At 61.7% G+C, this 18,246-nt stretch carries 16 protein-coding genes and 1 pseudogene; 9 read left to right on the top strand and 8 right to left on the bottom strand.

The window, feature by feature from the left end:
* Positions 1-39: 39 nt before the first annotated feature.
* The gene (locus AC3A5O_RS12605; RefSeq protein WP_487753237.1) at positions 40-918 is read right to left on the bottom strand and encodes a Dyp-type peroxidase; all 879 of its coding nucleotides are present in this window, start codon (positions 916-918) and stop codon (positions 40-42) included.
* Between the two features lie 228 nt (positions 919-1,146).
* Between AC3A5O_RS12605 and ampC the strand changes: the two genes are divergently transcribed.
* Complete coding sequence (gene ampC / locus AC3A5O_RS12600) at positions 1,147-2,295, top strand: class C beta-lactamase (RefSeq protein ID WP_487753236.1); 1,149 nt, start codon at positions 1,147-1,149, stop codon at positions 2,293-2,295.
* 166 nt (positions 2,296-2,461) lie between these two features.
* Here ampC and AC3A5O_RS12595 read toward each other — a convergent pair whose 3' ends face one another.
* From AC3A5O_RS12595 to AC3A5O_RS12585, 3 genes are all read right to left on the bottom strand, one after another.
* A complete protein-coding gene (locus tag AC3A5O_RS12595; protein WP_122568105.1) occupies positions 2,462-3,010 on the bottom strand; it encodes a DUF4174 domain-containing protein in 549 nt (182 codons plus the stop codon).
* A gap of 302 nt (positions 3,011-3,312) precedes the next feature.
* Positions 3,313-4,098: a sulfite exporter TauE/SafE family protein gene (locus tag AC3A5O_RS12590; protein WP_122568104.1), complete on the bottom strand. Its 786-nt coding sequence runs from the start codon at positions 4,096-4,098 to the stop codon at positions 3,313-3,315.
* A 107-nt stretch (positions 4,099-4,205) separates the two neighbouring features.
* The gene (locus AC3A5O_RS12585; protein WP_240998508.1) at positions 4,206-4,910 is read right to left on the bottom strand and encodes a hypothetical protein; all 705 of its coding nucleotides are present in this window, start codon (positions 4,908-4,910) and stop codon (positions 4,206-4,208) included.
* A 341-nt stretch (positions 4,911-5,251) separates the two neighbouring features.
* Here AC3A5O_RS12585 and AC3A5O_RS12580 point away from each other — a divergent pair, with 341 nt between their 5' ends.
* Entirely contained in the window at positions 5,252-6,403 is a 1,152-nt protein-coding gene (locus tag AC3A5O_RS12580) for an aldose epimerase family protein (protein WP_122568102.1), read from the top strand.
* 181 nt (positions 6,404-6,584) lie between these two features.
* Positions 6,585-7,406, top strand: coding sequence for an aldo/keto reductase (locus AC3A5O_RS12575; protein WP_122568100.1), 822 nt, complete (start codon positions 6,585-6,587; stop codon positions 7,404-7,406).
* 178 nt (positions 7,407-7,584) lie between these two features.
* Here the strand turns inward: AC3A5O_RS12575 and AC3A5O_RS12570 are convergent, their stop codons facing one another.
* Complete coding sequence (locus AC3A5O_RS12570) at positions 7,585-9,948, bottom strand: DNA polymerase II (RefSeq protein WP_487753235.1); 2,364 nt, start codon at positions 9,946-9,948, stop codon at positions 7,585-7,587.
* A 312-nt stretch (positions 9,949-10,260) separates the two neighbouring features.
* Here AC3A5O_RS12570 and AC3A5O_RS12565 point away from each other — a divergent pair, with 312 nt between their 5' ends.
* The 5 genes from AC3A5O_RS12565 to AC3A5O_RS12545 all read left to right on the top strand — a co-directional run bounded on the left by AC3A5O_RS12565 (position 10,261) and on the right by AC3A5O_RS12545 (position 14,216).
* Positions 10,261-10,701 carry a CBS domain-containing protein gene (locus tag AC3A5O_RS12565; RefSeq protein WP_122568098.1) on the top strand — a complete coding sequence of 147 codons (441 nt, stop codon included), beginning with the start codon at positions 10,261-10,263 and terminating at the stop codon, positions 10,699-10,701.
* Between the two features lie 69 nt (positions 10,702-10,770).
* Positions 10,771-11,367 (top strand): paraquat-inducible protein A, encoded by a 597-nt coding sequence (locus AC3A5O_RS12560; RefSeq protein ID WP_305481305.1) that lies wholly within the window; start codon positions 10,771-10,773, stop codon positions 11,365-11,367.
* Positions 11,364-12,023: a paraquat-inducible protein A gene (locus AC3A5O_RS12555; RefSeq protein WP_305492037.1), complete on the top strand. Its 660-nt coding sequence runs from the start codon at positions 11,364-11,366 to the stop codon at positions 12,021-12,023. Before AC3A5O_RS12560 ends, AC3A5O_RS12555 begins: the two co-directional genes overlap by 4 nt.
* Positions 12,004-13,662, top strand: a complete 1,659-nt coding sequence (locus tag AC3A5O_RS12550) for a PqiB family protein (RefSeq protein ID WP_122568095.1) — start codon at positions 12,004-12,006, stop codon at positions 13,660-13,662. The genes AC3A5O_RS12555 and AC3A5O_RS12550 overlap by 20 nt, the downstream gene beginning before the upstream one ends.
* A 17-nt stretch (positions 13,663-13,679) precedes the next feature.
* On the top strand, positions 13,680-14,216 hold the full coding sequence (locus AC3A5O_RS12545) for a PqiC family protein (protein ID WP_122568094.1): 537 nt from the start codon (positions 13,680-13,682) through the stop codon (positions 14,214-14,216).
* A gap of 1 nt (position 14,217) precedes the next feature.
* On the opposite strand, the gene AC3A5O_RS12540 is transcribed toward AC3A5O_RS12545, so the two are convergent.
* Complete coding sequence (locus AC3A5O_RS12540) at positions 14,218-14,847, bottom strand: glutathione S-transferase family protein (RefSeq protein WP_487753234.1); 630 nt, start codon at positions 14,845-14,847, stop codon at positions 14,218-14,220.
* 232 nt (positions 14,848-15,079) lie between these two features.
* Between AC3A5O_RS12540 and AC3A5O_RS12535 the strand changes: the two are divergent.
* Positions 15,080-15,514, top strand: a pseudogene (locus tag AC3A5O_RS12535) (phage infection protein); the annotation flags it as partial.
* Between the two features lie 389 nt (positions 15,515-15,903).
* On the opposite strand, the gene AC3A5O_RS12530 reads toward AC3A5O_RS12535, so the two are convergent.
* Positions 15,904-16,998 carry a DUF1615 domain-containing protein gene (locus tag AC3A5O_RS12530; protein WP_487753233.1) on the bottom strand — a complete coding sequence of 365 codons (1,095 nt, stop codon included), beginning with the start codon at positions 16,996-16,998 and terminating at the stop codon, positions 15,904-15,906.
* Between the two features lie 273 nt (positions 16,999-17,271).
* Positions 17,272-18,246, bottom strand: coding sequence for a porphobilinogen synthase (hemB, locus tag AC3A5O_RS12525; protein ID WP_305470447.1), 975 nt, complete (start codon positions 18,244-18,246; stop codon positions 17,272-17,274).

The following is an 18,246-nucleotide window of genomic DNA, read 5'->3' as shown; positions in this document are numbered from 1 at the left end:
GAATAGCGTTCACGTCACGCTTTGCACAAACCGCTGCGCTTACCGGGCCAGGGCACGCAGATCCAGGCGTCCGTCCAACAACGGCGGGCACCAGTAATAACCGCCGGTGATCGGTCGGCTCATGCGATACAGACCGTCGGTGATGCCGTCCTCCAGGCCACTCATGCGCCGCAATTGGGCCTCGAAGGCGTCGAGGGAAAAACCGAATGCCAGGAACATCAGCCCTGCACGGTCGCCCTCGATCCAAGGCATGGAACGACGCACCACGAACGCTTCCGGAGCGAAACTTTCCTGGGCGGTGCGCTTGACGTGGGCCGACTCCGGCGCGTCGTCGATTTCCTCGTTGTCGCTCAGGCGCCGGCCCATGATGTTGTCGCGCTCATGGGGCTGCATCGCCGCGAAACCGTCCAGATCGTGCTGCCATTGCTGGATCGCGGCGAAACTGCCACCGCGTACCCCGGCGGCGCCCTGGGTCAGGGCGGCGGCGATGGCCGCTTCGTCGTGCGGATTTTCGGTGCCATCTTCATAGCCGGTCAGGTCGTGGCCGGTCATGTGGCGGAAGGTTTCGTTCATCTGCACCAGGCGCAGCGCCGGGGCCAATGCGGCTTCGATGGCGCGGCTACGGAGCATCAACTCGCCGCGGTCTTCACCGTGCAACCAGCACCACAGGGCGTGTTGGGTCGAGGGGTTGTCCACGCCTACGCCAGCCAACGCAGGAAAAGCCCGCAGGCCATCGACCTGGGCGCCCAGCGCCTGGATCAGCGACTCGCCAAAGCCGACCACGGCCCGGCCATCGAGCAGCAACAGGAGTTTGTCTAGCGCAGCCGGCAGTGCCTCGACCGATTCCAAGGCAAAAAACAAATGACGGGCCTGAGGCGGAACAGGGGTGGCGAGAATGCCGGGCTGGTAGTAACTCATGGGAACTCCTTTAGAAAGAGCGCAAGTTTACCCGGCAGCCGCCGCTTTGTGTGGTTTGGCTTGAGGTCTGACCGCCTCGGATAACCGGGCCGTTTTGTAGGAAGGTTCTCGCGCCGCTATCAGACGACTCAGAAACACGTCTCGGCCCGATAGCCTCGGATTGCCGGGCAGCCAAAAACGCCCTAGATTGACCACCCCCTCAAGGAAGGCCAACGAGAGCGCTGCACTATGCAAATTGCCAGATCGATACTCGCCGGGACTTTTTTCCTGGTCTGCGGGACGCCTGTGGGCTTTGCCCAGGAGCGCATTGAAGACACGGTCAATGCCGTCATCCAGCCCTTGATGAAACAACAGGACATCGCGGGCATGGCGGTCGCGATCACGCACAACGGCCAACGCCAGTTCTTTAATTATGGCGTCGCCGCCAAGGACACGAAAAAACCGGTCACCGACCAGACCCTGTTCGAAATCGGCTCGGTCAGCAAGACCTTCACCGCCACCCTCGGCGCCTATGCCCAGGCCCAGGGCAAACTGTCCCTGGCGGATCCGGCCAGTCGCTTTGCACCCGAGTTGCGCGGCAGCGCCTTGGAGGGCACCCGCCTGCTCGATCTCGCCACCTACACCGCTGGCGGCCTGCCGCTGCAGTTTCCCGAGGAGGCGGATCACCCAGACCGGATGTTCAATTACTACAAGACCTGGAAGCCGCTCTATCCGGCCAGCACCCAGCGGCTTTATTCAAACCCGAGCATCGGTCTATTCGGCTATCTGGCGGCCCGCAGCCTGGGGCAGCCCTTTGACGCGGTGATGGAGCGCACGCTGATGCCAGGGTTGGGCCTCAAGCACAGCTATGTGCGGGTGCCGCAGGATCAGATGGGCCGATACGCCCAAGGTTATACAAAGGACGGCAAGCCCGTGCGAGTCGGCAGCGGCGCATTGGATTCCGAAGCCTACGGGGTCAAGACCAGCTCAACGGACCTGATTCGCTTCGTCGAGGCCAACCTGCGACCTGAAAAACTGGACGCGGAACTGAAGCAAGCCATCGCCACGACGCATACGGGTTTCTACAAGGTTGGCGGGATGAATCAAGGGCTGGGCTGGGAGTTCTACCCCGCCCCATTCACCTTGGGCGACCTGCTCGCGGGCAACACACCGCAGATGGCCCTGACTCCGCAAAAAGTCGAACCGCTCGACCCGCCTCGCCCGGCACCGGACGGCGCCTGGATCAACAAGACAGGATCCACCAACGGTTTCGGCGCATATGCGGCATTCGTGCCTGGAAAGGACATGGGAATCGTGATGCTTGCCAACAAGAACTACCCGATCGAGGAACGGGTGAAGGCGGCGCATCGGATCCTGATGGCGTTGGACGCTCAATAAAGGACGACGAGTCCCCCTGTGGCGAGGGGATTTATCCCCGCTGGGCTGCGCAGCAGCCCTCCTAAGCGCCCCCAATCTGCCTGACACACCGGTTCGAGGGGGCCGCTTCGCGCCCCAGCGGGGATGAATCCCCTCGCCACAAAAGCGGCCTCGGTGCTATCGGAAATCAATCATCCAACGGTTTCGGCGGCTCCGTCGGTTTGACTGCCTTGCCAGGCTTGGTGCCTTTCGCATCCTTGGCCGGTGCAGGCTCCGGCGCGGGAGGTGGCGCCGGGGGCGTCGCTTCTTTTTCCGCAGTGGGGAGCTTATCGACGGTGTCGAAGAGGTCTTTCAATTCGATCGCCCCGGAATGTTCAAGCTTCTTTTCCCCGTCCTTGCCCACCAGGATGATCTTGGTCTGGGCACCGGCGCCCAGCTTGAGGGAGCGGATCAGCGCCATGGTGCTTTGCGGGTCCAGATCCTTGCCATCGCGCTGCCCAATGGTATTGAGCACGGTGTAGAGCACCATGTTGCGCTCGGAAAAACCCTGCTTGCCCGCCGGTTCATCCAAGGCTTTTTTCAGGCTGACCCAGGCCGGGTCGACTGTGCTGGGCGCGATGACGATCAGGGGACGTGCCCTGCCTGCATCCGCCACCAAGGGTGAGTCGCCATCGGCAGCGAACAGGGGGCCGGCGATGGCCAGCAAGGTAGCGAAGGTCAACGACCGAATGAGCATGCGCCTCTCCTTTTGATATTTACGCTGTACTGATTGCACAGGGCGGCGATTGTTCCGCGAGAGTCGCTCGATACTGCGCCTGCCTGCCTTGAAGCTTAGGCCAGGGGGATCATTGCGCAACCACAGGAAAGGAAAAGCAATTTTGGTACGAGAGTTTGGCGAGGGACTGTTGTGGGAGCGAGCTTGCTCGCGATGACGATTTGCAAGTCGATATCAATTTGGCTGACACACCGCTATCGCGAGCCACCTCGCTCCCACATTGGATCGGTGAGAACCCATAGATTTATTTTCGAACTGGGTACTCAGAACGCCAACTTGAACCCGATCATCGCCAGCATCACCGCCAGGCAGGGGCGTAGCAGCTCGTCGGAGATACGTCCCGACAAATGACTGCCCAGGTAGATCCCCGGCAACGAACCGATCAGCAGGAAACCCAGGATGTGCCAATCCATGTTGCCCATGCTCGCATGGCCCAGGCCAGCGACCAGGGTCAGCGGCACGGCATGGGCGATCTCGGTGCCCACCAGGCGCTTGGTGACCAGGAACGGGTAGAGGATGAACAACGCGACAGTGCCCAGGGCGCCGGCGCCGATGGACGTCAACGCAACCATCGTCCCCAACACCAGACCGGTGATGACCGTGAGCACATTGAGACGCGTACCGGAGGGGTTGTAGTGACCGCCGGCACGGTCGTGGGCGAATTGCAGCAAGCGTTTCTTGAACAGGATGGCCAGGGCGGTGGCGAACAACACAAAGCCCAAGGCTTGCTTGATCACCGCATTCATGGCGTCGGGCGAACTGTGCAGGCTGCTGAGGAACCATAGGGTCAAGCCGACCGCCGGCACGCTGCCCAACGTCAGCCAACCGGTGATGGCCCAGTCGATGTTGCGGTTCTTGGCATGAACCAGTACACCGCCAGACTTGGTAATGGCCGCGTACAGCAGATCCGTACCCACCGCTGTCGCCGGGTTGATACCAAACCACAACAGGATCGGGGTCATCAGCGAACCACCGCCGACGCCGGTCATACCAACGATGAAACCGACCACCAGACCCGCAACGACTAAACCGACATTACCGAAATCCATTAAACCCGTCTCAGCACGACCGCATGAAAAATCTGGCCGCGAGCATAGCGATTTTTCTTATAACTCCCTATATCGATGTGATCTATCTTTATTCCTTTTCTCTCTTTTCACTGGACCGGCAGGAAGTTGAGGAATAACAGGCTCTGGGCATAATTCAAGCCGATACGCCGGTAGCGCTCGTCGAGCATCTGGGTCAGCAGGTCCAATCGGGCGACGATTTTGCCGAACTCCACGGCGAAACTCAGGTTGCTGCCCTCCTCCGAAATCTCATTGGAAAACAGCAACGGCGTGCCGTCCTTATTCTGCCGCTGGCTGAGCAGCCAGGTGGCCTTCTCGATGTTGCGCGCCGCATTGCTGACAAAACGCGGATCGATGGTGTCGGTCATGTAGAACTCGAGGCGATTGCCATGGGCGGTGACCAGCATGCTGCCGATGGCATAGATGAACGCCCCGACCCGGTCACCGAGAAACTCCGGGCTCATGGCATAGCTCAGGGCGGCCAGGTCCTTCTTGCCACCCAAGGTCGGCAAGGGTTGTTGCTGCTCAATGGCCATGCGCACCTGTTTTTCCGCGGTGCGGGCGTCGAGAAAGCCGGATTTGCGCAGTTCCTCGGGGTTGCGCAGGTAAAGCTTGCTCATCAGCAGGTAGAGGCTTTGCAGGTTGTCGTGCATGGCCAACGTAGCCATGCGGTCAACACTGGTCTGCAAGAACTCCTGGGGCTTGGCATTGCTGAACTGCGTGACCATGTCCTGCCCCTGTTGATGGCTGCAGCCGCCGCCAAACAGCAGCGACACACCGACCAACCCTGCCATGCAGGCACGGCGCAACCTCGTCACAGAAGAAAAAACACCGGCCATCGAGTCTCAATCTGGGCAGGGGGAAGCGATGGGGGTCACCGCTTCCAGGCCATGGATAGAGCGGCAAAAGTCGTAAAAGTGCAGTGCCCGGAGAAAATCCTCGACCTTCAGCAAGGTCTTTCTTGGCTAATTAGTCTTACTTTTTAATTGATAAATCTTCATTTTTGGCTATAAATCCCTTCTCACCCTTTAAATAGAAAGACTACTAGACACGAAAGCCTTCATCGCTGTCCGACCAGTAACGGACTCGACCCGCGTTAAAACAACAACAAAACAACAGGAAGGAAGGTCATACCATGCTTGAATCCAGACAACTGCTCACGGCCCTCGGAGTGTCTCTGATGATCGCCACCTCGGCTTCCCAGGCTGCCGGCCTGACCAATGAACGCGGTGCGTTCGGCAAGACCGACGACGGCACAGCGGTGGAAAAATTCGTACTGCGCAACAGCCATGGCATGGAGGCTACGGTCATCACCTACGGCGGCATCCTCCAGTCATTGAGCGTGCCGGACAAAAACGGCAAGGCCGCCGACATCGTGCTCGGCTTCGACGATGTGCAGGGCTATCAGAAGAACGGCAGCGTGTATTTCGGCGCGACCATCGGCCGCTTCGGCAATCGCCTGGCCGATGGCGCCTTCGAGCTGGACGGCAAGCGTTACCAAGTGCCGCAGAACGACCATGGCAACTCCTTGCACGGCGGGCCGCAAGGGTTCGACAAGCGTGTCTGGAAGGCCCAGCCCCATAATGCCAAGGACTCGGTGGGCGTCACCCTGACCTACCTGTCACCCGATGGCGAGATGGGCTTTCCCGGCGCGCTGAAAACCGACGTCACCTACAGCCTCAACGAACAGAACGAGTTGCGCATCGAGTACAAGGCCACCACCGACAAGCCCACGGTGCTGAACCTGACCAACCACAGCTATTTCAACCTGGCCGGCGCAGGCAACGGCGACATACTCGAGCAGGTCGCGACCCTGAACGCGGCCCACTACACGCCGGTCACCGGCAAACTCATTCCCACCGGCGAACTGGCCCCCGTGGCCGGCACACCGATGGATTTCACCCAGCCCACCGCCATCGGCACCCATATCAAAGCTGATCACCCACAACTCAAATTCGCCGAACCGAAACAGGGCGGCTTCGATTTCAACTGGGCGCTGGACGCCAAGGGCGACGTGACCAAACTGGCCGCCGAGGTGTATGACACCGAGTCCGGACGCCGCCTGCAGCTCTACACCACCGAGCCTGGCGTGCAGTTCTACACCAGCAACTTCCTCGACGGCACCGTCAAGGGCAAGCAAGGCAAGGTCTATCCGCATTGGGGCGCGTTCACCCTGGAAACCCAGCACTACCCCGATTCGCCAAACCAGCCGAACTTCCCTTCGACGCGGCTTGATCCAGGCCAGACCTACACCCAGACCATGGTGTTGAAGTTCTCCGCCAAATAACCCCCTCGCCGAATCGTTCCCACGCTGCGCGTGGGAACACCTTCTGTGACGCTCTGCGTTACGCTTTGAGGATGCAGAGCCTCCCGGTTGAATTCCCACGCAAAGCATGGGAACGATCAATGCGTGAACACTTGGTCTATCCTGCTGCCACACGTCAAAGCTCAAAAAACAGGAGATAGACATGAGGACGCTGGAATTGGCGGGTGTGTCCGTACCGGTAATTGGCCAGGGCACCTGGCGCATGGGTGAAGAACCGTCCCATCACAAGAAAGAAGTAGCGGCCTTGCGGTTGGGGATCGAACTGGGCATGACCCTGATCGACACGGCGGAGATGTATGCCGAAGGCGGCGCCGAGACCGTCGTCGGCGAAGCGATCACTGGCCTGCGCGACCAGGTTTTCCTGGTGAGCAAGGTCTACCCCCACAACGCCAGTCGCAAAGGCATCCCCCTGGCCTGCGAACGCAGCTTGCGCCGGCTCGACACCGATTACATCGACCTTTATTTGTTGCACTGGCGCGGGCAGTACCCCTTGGAAGAAACCGTCGAAGCGTTTGAGCGCCTGCGCGAAGAAGGCAAGATCGGCCGTTGGGGTGTGTCGAACTTTGACGTCGATGACCTTGAGGAGCTGGCCTCGCCGGCCTGCGCCACCAATCAAGTGCTGTACAACTTGCAGGAACGTGGCATCGAATTCGACCTGTTGCCCTGGTGCCAGCAACAGCGCATGCCGATCATGGCTTACTGCCCGGTCGGCCAGGGCGGGCACCTGCTCAAGGATCACACCCTGGGACAAATCGCCGAACGCCATCGCGCAACGCCGGCGCAGATCGCACTGGCGTGGTTGCTGCGTCAGGACAATGTGATTGCCATTCCCAAGGCGGTGAAACCCGAGCATGTACGTTTGAATGCCGAGGCGGCCAACTTCCGGCTCGAGCCTCAGGACCTGGCCGCCCTCGACCTGATATTTCCCCAGCCCCAGGGCAAGCAGCGGCTGGCGATGGTTTGACATCCAATCCTGGGATTCACACCGACCTGTGGTGATGGAGTTTTTCTGTGGGAGCAAGGCTTGCCCGCGAGCGGACACCTCGTTCCCCCCAGGACACCGCGTCGTCTTCATCGCGGGCAAGCCTTGCTCCCACAGGGGATAGGCCTTGATCACAGCTCGGCCTGAATACCTGGGAACTTCAGAACAACCCCATCTGCCCCCCCACCAACGTCGAAAAATCATCGTCCACAAACGGCAGGATCGCGTCCGCCACCGGCTGTAGCTGCTTGGTCACGTAGTGGTCGTAATCGATTGGCGCACTGCGAATTTCCAGCGGCTCGGGGCCGGCGACGGTGATGACGTAGCTGATCCAGCCGCCATTCTGGTATTGCCGCGGACGGCCCTGGCGCTGGTTGAACTCATCGGCCAGCCGCGCGGCCCGCACGTGGGGTGGGACGTTGCGTTCGTAGTCGTCCAGCGGCCGCCGCAGGCGCTTGCGGTAGACCAGCCGCTCATCGAACGCACCGGCCAGGGTCTGTTGCACATAATCGCGCACATAATCCTGGTAGGGCTTGCGGTGGAAGATCCGCCCGTACAACTCCTGCTGGAACTGCCGGGCCAGCGGCGACCAGTCGGTACGCACGGTCTCCAGGCCCTTGTAGACGATTTCGTCGCTGCCGTCGGCGCGGGTCACCAGCCCGGCGTAGCGTTTCTTGCTGCCCTCCTCGGCCCCCCGGATGGTCGGCATCAGAAAGCGCTTGAAATGCGTTTCGAACTGCAGCTCCAACGCACTTTCCAATCCGAACTCGGCACGCACCTGCTCACGCCACCATTGGTTGACGTGTGCCACCAACTCGCGACCAATCCTCGCCGCTTCCTCCTGACCATGGGCACGACGCAACCAGACGAAGGTGGAGTCGGTATCGCCGTAGATCACCACATGGCCCTGGGCTTCAATCAACTGGCGGGTGCGCTGCATGATCTGCTGGCCGCGCAGGGTGATGGACGAGGCCAGGCGCGGATCGAAGAAGCGGCAACCACTGGAGCCGAGCACGCCATAAAAGGCGTTCATGATGATTTTCAACGCTTGGGACAGCGGTGCATTGTGCTCGCGCTTGGCGGTCTCCCGGCCTTCGGAGACCCGCGCGACGATGGCCGGCAGGCAGTGCCGGCTTCGGGAGAAGCGCGCCCCACGAAAGCCCGGCACCGATTCAGGGTCATCCGGGTGACGCAGCCCCTCGATCAAGCCCACCGGGTCGATCAGGAAGGTGCGGATGATCGACGGATACAGGCTCTTGTAGTCCAGCACCAGCACCGACTCGTAGAGCCCCGGCTGGGAATCCATGACAAACCCACCCGGGCTGGCCTCGGGCGGACGCTGGCCGAGATTGGGGGCAACAAAACCCTGGCGGTGCATCAACGGCATGTACAGGTGCGTGAAGGCCGCCACCGAACCGCCGCTGCGGTCCGCCGGCAGGCCGGTGACGCTGGCCCGTTCCAGCAGGAACTTGAGCAGCTCGGTCTTGGCGAAGATCCGCGTCACCAGCTCGCAGTCCTTGAGGTTGTAGCGGGCCAGGGCCGGCTTGTCCTCGGCGAACATGCGATTGATCTCGTCCATCCGCTGATACGGGTTGTCGATGGACTTGCCCTCCCCCAGCAGCGTCTGGGCGACATTTTCCAGGCTGAACGACGAGAAGCTCCAGGTCGCCGAACGCAGGGACTCGATGCCATCGATAATCAACCGACCGGCCGCCGAGGCGAAAAAGTGGTTGTTGCGCGCGCCGTGCTCGCGCCATTGCATTTCTTCGCCGCCGCGCCCCAGGCGCAACGGCACGGCCAGGCGCCGGGCGTGTTCATGCAGCACCCGCAGGTCGAACTGCACCAGGTTCCAGCCGATGATCGCGTCCGGGTCGAAACGGGCGAACCAGTCGTTGAGTTTCTTCAACAGCAGCGTGCGCGATTCGCAGTATTCCAGCTGGAAATCCACACCAGTATCGTCGCCATTAGGCGGTCCGAGCATGTAGACCTGGCGCTCGTCGCAGCCTTCCAGGGCAATGGAATACAATTCGCCCTGGGCGGTGGTTTCGATGTCCAGGGACACCAGGCGCAACGGTGGACGGTAGTCGGGCGCTGGTTTCATCTGGGCATCGACCAGCAGGCCATCGGCGGCCGGTGTACCGCCGAACCACACCGGGGCGGTGATGAAACGCTCCATCAGGTAGCGCTCCGGTGGCCGGATGTCCGCTTCGAACACCTCCACACCGGCGCGGCGCAAGGTGCCGTCCAGGCGCATCAACTGGGCATGTTGCTGGCAATACAGGCCCAACACCGGACGATGCTCGAAATCCAGCAAGTCCAGGGGGCGCAGCTCTATGTCCTTTTCCCCTTGCAGCAAGGCTTCAAGCTGGCCGCGCTGGACCTGCGGCACAAAGGCCACCGACGTCTGCACCGGCAGGCGTACGCGCCGGGGACCGGCGTCGGTCGCCAGCCAGAACTCGACTTCGGTGCCGGCCGGGGTATCGCGCCAATGCCGGGTCAGGACGAAGCCCTGCTGTAAATCCACCGCTGCAACCTCGAATTTTGCGTGTGCCGCGATTCTACCTGTGACGAGGGGATTTATCCTTCTGTGGGAGCAAGGCTTGCCCGCGATGCAGGCGCCCCGTTTCCTCTGGGAGACCGCGCCGGCGCCATCGCGGGCAAGCCTTGCTCCCACAGAGGGACTCCCCTCGCCACAGGGGTGCATGGCGTCACTTCGGTGGTGAATTCACCGGCAATGACGCTTTTGGACGATTGGCCGCCGCTTTACCGCTTGCTCTGCGCCGTTGGGTCTACGATGCTTTAACAACCAGCAAAAACAACACCCCGAGGCTTCCCCATGAAAACCGTCGCGCAGTTGCTCCGGATGAAAGATGACAAGAACCAGCAAGTGCACACCATCTCACCGGACGACATGGTATTGCAGGCTCTGATGCGCATGGCCGAGAAGAACGTCGGCGCCTTGCTGGTGGTGAAAGACGACAAAGTGCTGGGGATCATCAGCGAGCGCGACTACGCCCGCAAAATGGTCCTGCACGGTCGCTCGTCGGTGGGCACGAAAGTGAGCGACATCATGGTATCCCCGGTGATCACCATCGACCCGCACCAGAATGTCGAGACCTGCCTGAGCATCATGACCGAAAAGCACTTGCGCCATTTGCCGGTGGTAGAAGACGGCAAGCTCGTCGGACTGCTGTCCATCGGCGACCTGGTCAAGGAAGCGATCGCCGAACAGGCCGATCTGATCCGACAACTGGAGCAATACATTCGCGGCGAATGATCCCGGCCAGCGGGTTGCTCATTCTCAACACACTTCTATATTGAAGGGGTTGTTCCTGCGAGCATCCCAATGGCCGCCACCGACCGACTGATCATTTGTGAACATTGCGATGCGGTGTACGAGCCGGTTGTGCTCGCCCCGCACCAGAAAGCCGCGTGCGTGCGCTGCCACGCGGTTATCCAGCGCTACAACGGCCTGACCATCGAACAACGCTTGGCCCTGAGCGTGACCGCCGCGGTGCTGTGGGCTTTCGCCAACATCTACCCGGTGATGAGCATCCGCCTCCAGGGCCTGAGCAACAGTGCGACGTTATGGGACTCCATCGTGGCGCTGAGCCAGGGCCCCATCACCTTCATCGCCCTGGTGACAGCGGTGGCGATCATCATTGCACCGGCCTTCCAACTGGCGCTGCTGCTTTGGGTGCTGGGGCATGCCTACCTCCAGCGACGGGCACCAGGGTTCAACCTGTGCATGCGCAGCCTGGAAACCCTGCGACCCTGGAGCATGCTGGAAGTGTGCCTGCTGGGCGCGCTGGTGGCGGTGATCAAGCTCGCCGGCCTGCTGGACGTACTTCCGGGCATCGGCCTGTTCGCCCTGGCGGCCCTGAGCCTGCTGATGATCCGCATTGCCGGACGCGATGTCCGTGACTTGTGGGACAGCCTATGAACGGCCAGCCGCTGGACGCCCCGCCAGACGCCCGCGACTTGAACCTGTGCCTGTGCCACAGTTGCGGCCTGGCCTGCGACATGAACGACGAACCCCGAACCTGCCCGCGTTGCGATGCCGCCCTGCACCGACGCAAACCCGACGCCATCACCCGCACCTGGGCCTACATGCTCGCGGCGCTGGTGTTCTACATCCCGGCCAACCTGCTTCCGGTCATGAATACCCAGATGCTCGGCGAAGGCGCCGACAGCACCATCATCAGCGGTGTCATCGAGTTCTGGCAAAGCGGCGCCTGGGACATCGCCCTGATCATCTTCATCGCCAGCATCGCGGTGCCCGGCATCAAGTTCGTGGTGCTGACCCTGCTGCTGGTGACCGCACAGCGGCGCAGCACCTGGGCCCAGGTCCAGCGGGCGAAGCTGTACCGGCTGGTGGAAGTCATTGGCTACTGGTCGATGCTCGATGTGCTGGTGGTGGCCCTGGTGGCCGCCCTGGTCAAGTTCCAGGCACTGAGCGATATCGAACCGCGACCGGGCATCCTGTTCTTCGGCCTCGTGGTGCTGTTCACCATGCTGTCGGCCATGAGTTTCGACCCCCGGCTGATCTGGGACACCCAACCATCCGAGGAGGTCATGGATGAAGTCGCAAGCCACTGACGGGCAACAACCCGTACCCGGCCAGGCCCACGTCACCACCCGCCGCTGGACGGTGTCGCTGGTGTGGATCGTGCCGATCATTGCGGTGCTGGTGGGTGTTTCCCTGGTGGTCCACAACTGGCTGCAGGAAGGTCCGACCATCACCATCACCTTCAAGACCGGCCAGGGCCTGACCGCCAACAAGACCCAGGTGAAATACCGCAACGTGGTCATCGGCCAAGTCACCGACGTGCAACTGAGCGAGGACCAGAAGAACGTCACTGCCACGGTCAAGCTCGCCAAGACCGCCGACACCTTCACTCACGAAGACTCGGTGTTCTGGGTCGTACGGCCGCGCATCGGGGCCGGCGGGATCTCGGGGATCGACACGCTGCTGTCCGGTGACTTCATCGGCGCCGACGCCGGCCAGTCGAAAGTGCGCGCCAAATCCTTCACCGGCCTGGAAGCCCCGCCGCCAATCACCTACGGCGAACCGGGCAAGCGCTTCACCCTGCACTCCCAGGACCTCGGCTCGCTGGACATCGGCTCTCCCGTGTACCTGCGCAAGATCCCGGTGGGCCAGGTGGTGTCCTACGCCTTGGACGCCGACGGCAAAGGCGTCAACATCGACGTGTTCGTCAACGCACCCAACGATGTGTATGTCACCGAAAACACTCGGTTCTGGAACGTCAGCGGCGTGGACGTGAACGTCGGTGCCAACGGTTTCGCCGTCAAGACCGAATCGCTCTCGGCCTTGCTGCTGGGCGGCATTGCGTTCCGGGCGCCGGAATACAACCCCAACGACACCGCCGCCAGCGAAGATAAGACCTTCGAACTGTTTGCCGATCAGCAAAGCGCCCTCGCCCCGCCCGATGGCAAGGGCCAATACCTGGCCCTTCGATTCGACCAGGCACTGCGCGGGTTGCGCGTCGGTGCGCCGGTAGAGTTCCTCGGCGTGGAGGTCGGCAGGGTGGTGGCCATCAACCTCGACTTCGATGAAAAGCAACGCAGCTTTCCGGTCAACGTCGGCGTGGTGATCTACCCTCAGCGCCTGGGCAAGGCCCATGAAAAACTGCTCAAGACGCTCAATCACGACCCGGAGGACGAAGCCGCCTCTGCCCGCCTGATGGGCAGTTTCGTCGATCGTGGCCTGCGCGCCCAGGCCCGCAGCGGCAACCTGCTGACCGGGCAGTTGTACATCTCGCTGGACTTCTACCCCAAGGCCGAAAAAGTGGCCTTCGACCCCAGCGCCCGCCCTGTGCGTATCCCGACTCTCCCGGGCAGCCTCCAGCAATTGCAGGAACAACTGCAGACGATGGTCGAGCGAATCAACAAACTGCCGCTGGAGAGTATCGCCGGCAACCTGGATGGCAACCTGGTGGAGCTGCGCAAAGGCCTGGCCCAGTTCAACCGCAAGACCCTGCCAGGCGTGCAAAGCACCTTGCAGGACGTCAGCAAGACCCTGCAATCGGCCAACTCGACCCTGGCCGAAGATTCACCGCAACGCGAACAACTGACCCAGACCCTGGATGACCTGGGGCGCATGTCGCGCTCGCTGCGCGAACTGTCGGACTACCTGAGTCGCCATCCCGAATCGCTGCTTCGCGGTCGTCCCAAGGACGCACCGGCACAGAACCTCACATTGCCGGTGAAAGAATGATCACAGGAGCCCGTCCCATGCCACTGACGCTGAAATTCACCCTGGTTGCCGTGGCGCTGCTGCTCGGTGCCTGTCGCAGCGATCCGATTCACTACCACACCCTGAGTCCGGCTCAGCCGACAGGCCAGTCACGCGCCGGCGTGGACATCCAGATCGAACAGGTGAGCGTCCCGCCCCAGGTGGATCGCACCCAAATGGTCATTCGCCAGGGCAACAGCGGGTTGGCGATTCTGGAAACCGAATGGTGGGGCGCCAGCCTTTCAGATGAACTGCACAGCAGCCTGGACGAACAACTGAGCAACCCTGGCGCGCCGAAATCATCGCTGCGGGTGGACGTGCAGCGCTTTGACTCGATCCCCGGACGCTATGCCCGCATGGACGCGCAATGGCGCCTGCGCAACCTGGGTAGCGACGCCCGCCCCCTCACCTGTCGCAGCAGCCTGCAGACACCGGCGGGGGCCAGCATCGACGAACTGGTGGCGGCGCATCAGCAGAACGTCCGGCAATTTGTCGACCTGGTTGAGCAGGCGGCTGTACGCAAGGCGTGTCCTTGATTCAATCAGGCCAATGCAGCGACAGCATCGGTGCTACACGCGGATGGTGGTCGATGCGCGCCAACAATCCGTAGAACTCCGGACGGGCTTTCAGCATGGCCTCCCGCGTGTCTCTCCACTTCGTGATCACCGCCGCCAGGATATCGAGCGCCCCCGGCTCGGCACCGCCGAGAAACGGCTGGGCCGGGAACTGGTCGGCAAATAGCGCCCAGTTGCGGTACAGCCGTTGCTGGGTGCCCGATACCAAACGCTGCCGAGTCGCTTCGTCCGCATCGTCCAGCCAGCGTTCCGGAAAATCGATGATGCCGATGGGCGTGTAGCAATTGGCCGCGATATAGACCAGCCCTCGTATGGCTTGCGCACGTTGGGCTGCATCGCCAGGGAGCAGCTTCGAGGCGGGATAGGTCAGCCCGAGGTGAATCAGGATCGCCGCCGCCTCGGTCAGCACCGAGCCGTCCGGCAACTGCAGGGTCGGGACCTGTTTCTGCGGGTTGAGCGCCTCGAGCGCTTTCGCGGCGTCGCTGTCCTGCGTCGAATAGGCATCGACCCGCCGATAGGCCACATCGCAAAGATCCAGGGCAATCTCCACCGCCGCGGAGCCGGATTGCCTGTAACCGAATAACTGATACATGAACTTGCCTCCTGCCTGTGGGTTACCCGGTAGAGCCCACAAACCTGGCAGTGTTCCACCCGCAGGACGATGCGCACGGCGTGGCGTCGCCTCGCTGGATCAACCGGCATCGATGCACTGACGAGCTATCACTGCCGTCGATGTTCACCATCATGCCAATGAAGTTCTCTTGATGATCGCCCGGGACAACAATGGCCCCACACAAACAACTGCACCCCCGGAGCACACCATCATGAAACGCCAAGTCATCCTCAGCCTCGCTTTCTCCGTACTGGCCGCCAACGTATTTGCCGCCTCCTCGCAACCCGTCGTCGCCGAAGGCGGTTCTGATCGCCTGATCGAAAACCGTGTCGCCGAAGGTGGCTCTGATCGCCTGCTGGAACGCCGCGTCGCCGAAGGTGGCTCCGATCGTCTGATCGAAAACCGCGTCGCTGAAGGCGGCTCTGATCGCCTGATCGAAAACCGTGTCGCCGAAGGCGGCTCTGATCGCCTGCTGGAACGCCGCGTCGCCGAAGGTGGCTCCGATCGTCTGATCGAAAATCGCGTCGCTGAAGGCGGCTCTGATCGCCTGATCGAAAACCGTGTCGCCGAAGGCGGCTCTGATCGCCTGCTGGAACGTCGCGTCGCTGAAGGTGGCTCCGATCGTCTGATCGAAAACCGTGTCGCTGAAGGCGGTGCCGATCGCCTGCTGGAACGTCGCGTCGCTGAAGGTGGCTCCGATCGTCTGATCGAAAACCGTGTCGCTGAAGGTGGCTCCGATCGCCTGCTGGAACGTCGCGTCGCTGAAGGTGGCTCCGATCGTCTGATCGAAAACCGTGTCGCTGAAGGCGGCTCCGATCGTCTGATCGAAAACCACGCATGAGTAGCTTGACCGTAACAATTGATCGACAACAAACCAAGTGGCAAGGGAGCTTGCTCCAGTGCGCAGCGGCCGCAACCTTCACGGAACCGCTGCGCAGTTCACCCGACACACCGTTCCAGAACACTCCCGAACCAAACCCATCACAATAAAAGCCCGGCCTCATCCGCCGGGCTTTTTCATGCCCCAACGCCTGGCTAGCGCCCAGACGCCCGCGCCATGCAGCGCTGATAACGCTCATCCACCCGCTTGGCAAACCACGCCGTGGTCAGCTTGCGCGTGATCTTCGGGCTCTTGAGCACGATCCCCGGCAATACCGCCCGTGGCAGCGGCTTGCCCTCGGCCCGCTCAGCCAGTTCGAACACACGCTTGTAGAGCTTGCTGTCCTCGAACGCCAGGCTGTCGCCCTGCTCCAATTGATCACGAATGGTCGGGTTGCGCAGGCCCAACGACTTGCCCAGCGTGCGCACCGCCAGCTCCGTACTGCCCGGCATGATTGAATCGTGCGCGATCAGATCGCCATCCAGCGCCAGGGAAATGCCCGACGCCACACTCACCGCATGCTGGAAAGCCGCGTTGCGACTGGCGTACCACCCGGCATTGAAATCGGCGAAACGATACAACGGCTCGGTATAGCTCACCGGATAGCCCAGCAAATGCGCGATACCGAAGTACATCCCGCCACGGCGGCTGAACACTTCGCGACGAATCGAGCCATCCACCGTGTAGGGATAATCCCGCGCATTGGCCTGGGCAAACGCGATGCTGACCTGCATCGGCCCACCGGTGTGCACCGGATTGAAACCGCCAAACAGGGTCTTGCCCAGCGGCACCATGCCGATGAAATCATCGAAAATTCCGCTCAGCTCTTTCTCGCTACGGGCCGCGTTGAGCCGATCGCTGTAGCTTTTGCCATTGGGCGAACGCACCTGGAGCGCGCCACTGACCAACAGCTCCGGAATGTGCACCTTCGCCGCACGGCGGTTGATTTCCTGACGGGCGATTTTGCCCAGCCCCGGCACCGGCGGGTCGGCCTGGAATGTCGACTCCTGCTCGGTCACCGCCAGGACTGCGCAGATATTCTGCGTCGTGGAGGGAATCTGCTGGGCCGCAAAGGCCACGTAGATGTCCGTCGCCCAACCTTCGCGATCCACCGTCTTGGCCGGCAACAGCTGCACAATCTGCTTCTTGACCTCAGCGGGCTGGCGCTCGGGTTCCTGGGCCTGACGGCTGCCGCAACCGACCAGGGCCAGCAACGCCGCGAGGCTGATCATCATTCGGTTGAATTGCATGGTGCTCCATCGCTTCATTATTCCGGAGCAACCATACGATCAAAAGTGGATGCGGGCTATGCCCAATGTGGGAGCGAGCCTGCTCGCGATGGCGGCGGCACAGGCGACATTGATTCAAGCTGACCCACCGCTATCGCGAGCAAGCTCGCTCCCACAAGAGAATGGCGGTGTACCTAAATCGCCCATACACCCCAAAACCAATGTGGGAGCGAGCTTGCTCGCGAAGGCGGCGGCACAGGCAACATTATTGATGCAGGCAGAAGCAGCGCGGGATCAGATCCCGCTCAGCGCCAGGTCCATGGCGAAGTAGGTGAAGATCAGGTCCGCCCCCGCCCGCTTGATTGCGCCCAGGCTCTCGCGCACCACGCGGGCTTCGTCGATGGCGCCGGCCTGGGCGGCGAATTTGATCATCGCGTATTCGCCACTGACCTGGTAGGCCGACAGCGGCAGGTTCGAAGCCTGGCGAATGTCACGGATGATGTCGAGGTAGGCACCGGCCGGCTTGACCATCAGCGCATCGGCACCTTCCTGCTCGTCGAGCAGGGATTCGCGCAAGGCTTCGCGGCGGTTCATCGGGTTCATCTGGTAGCTCTTGCGGTCGCCTTTCAGCGCGCTGCCGCCGGCCTCGCGGAACGGCCCATACAACGCCGAGGCGAATTTGGTGGAATAGGCCATGATCGCCGTCTGGCTGAAACCGGCGTCATCCAAAGCCTTGCGAATCGCCTGGACCTGACCGTCCATGGCCGCCGATGGCGCGATTACATCGGCACCGGCGCGGGCCGCCGCCACGGCTTGCTTGCCCAGGTTGACCAAGGTCCGGTCGTTGTCCACTTCATCGCCGTGGAGCACGCCGCAGTGACCATGGTCGGTGTATTCACAGAAACAGGTGTCGGACATCACGATCATTTCCGGCACCGCGTCCTTGCAGATCCCGGCCATGCGTGACACCAGGCCGCGGTCGCTCCAGGTGTCGCTGCCATCATTGTCCAGGTGATGGGACACCCCAAAGGTCATCACCGACTTGATGCCGGCACGGGCATAGCGCTCGATCTCACCAGCCAGCTTCGACTCAGGAATGCGCAACACGCCGGGCATGCTCTTGATCGGCACAAAATCATCGATTTCTTCTTCGACGAAAATCGGCAGCACCAGATCGCTCAACGTGAACTCGGTTTCTTGGAACAGGCTGCGCAGGCTTGCATTGCGACGCAGGCGGCGTGGACGGGCTTCAGGGAACTGGCTGGACAT

Source organism: Pseudomonas sp. Soil_N_39, assembly GCF_057655955.1.
Note: the sequence above shows the minus strand (reverse complement) of the source record. Positions and strands in the feature narration are given on the sequence as shown.

What these genes read in the sequence shown, in the direction of transcription:
- AC3A5O_RS12605 (WP_487753237.1), bottom strand. Translation starts at nt 918, where the DNA reads ATGAGTTACTACCAGCCCGGCATTCTCGCCACCCCTGTTCCGCCTCAG.
- ampC (WP_487753236.1), top strand. Translation starts at nt 1,147, where the DNA reads ATGCAAATTGCCAGATCGATACTCGCCGGGACTTTTTTCCTGGTCTGC.
- AC3A5O_RS12595 (WP_122568105.1), bottom strand. Translation starts at nt 3,010, where the DNA reads ATGCTCATTCGGTCGTTGACCTTCGCTACCTTGCTGGCCATCGCCGGC.
- AC3A5O_RS12590 (WP_122568104.1), bottom strand. Translation starts at nt 4,098, where the DNA reads ATGGATTTCGGTAATGTCGGTTTAGTCGTTGCGGGTCTGGTGGTCGGT.
- AC3A5O_RS12585 (WP_240998508.1), bottom strand. Translation starts at nt 4,910, where the DNA reads ATGGCAGGGTTGGTCGGTGTGTCGCTGCTGTTTGGCGGCGGCTGCAGC.
- AC3A5O_RS12580 (WP_122568102.1), top strand. Translation starts at nt 5,252, where the DNA reads ATGCTTGAATCCAGACAACTGCTCACGGCCCTCGGAGTGTCTCTGATG.
- AC3A5O_RS12575 (WP_122568100.1), top strand. Translation starts at nt 6,585, where the DNA reads ATGAGGACGCTGGAATTGGCGGGTGTGTCCGTACCGGTAATTGGCCAG.
- AC3A5O_RS12565 (WP_122568098.1), top strand. Translation starts at nt 10,261, where the DNA reads ATGAAAACCGTCGCGCAGTTGCTCCGGATGAAAGATGACAAGAACCAG.
- AC3A5O_RS12560 (WP_305481305.1), top strand. Translation starts at nt 10,771, where the DNA reads ATGGCCGCCACCGACCGACTGATCATTTGTGAACATTGCGATGCGGTG.
- AC3A5O_RS12555 (WP_305492037.1), top strand. Translation starts at nt 11,364, where the DNA reads ATGAACGGCCAGCCGCTGGACGCCCCGCCAGACGCCCGCGACTTGAAC.
- AC3A5O_RS12550 (WP_122568095.1), top strand. Translation starts at nt 12,004, where the DNA reads ATGAAGTCGCAAGCCACTGACGGGCAACAACCCGTACCCGGCCAGGCC.
- AC3A5O_RS12545 (WP_122568094.1), top strand. Translation starts at nt 13,680, where the DNA reads ATGCCACTGACGCTGAAATTCACCCTGGTTGCCGTGGCGCTGCTGCTC.
- AC3A5O_RS12540 (WP_487753234.1), bottom strand. Translation starts at nt 14,847, where the DNA reads ATGTATCAGTTATTCGGTTACAGGCAATCCGGCTCCGCGGCGGTGGAG.
- AC3A5O_RS12530 (WP_487753233.1), bottom strand. Translation starts at nt 16,998, where the DNA reads ATGCAATTCAACCGAATGATGATCAGCCTCGCGGCGTTGCTGGCCCTG.
- hemB (WP_305470447.1), bottom strand. Translation starts at nt 18,246, where the DNA reads ATGTCCAGCCAGTTCCCTGAAGCCCGTCCACGCCGCCTGCGTCGCAAT.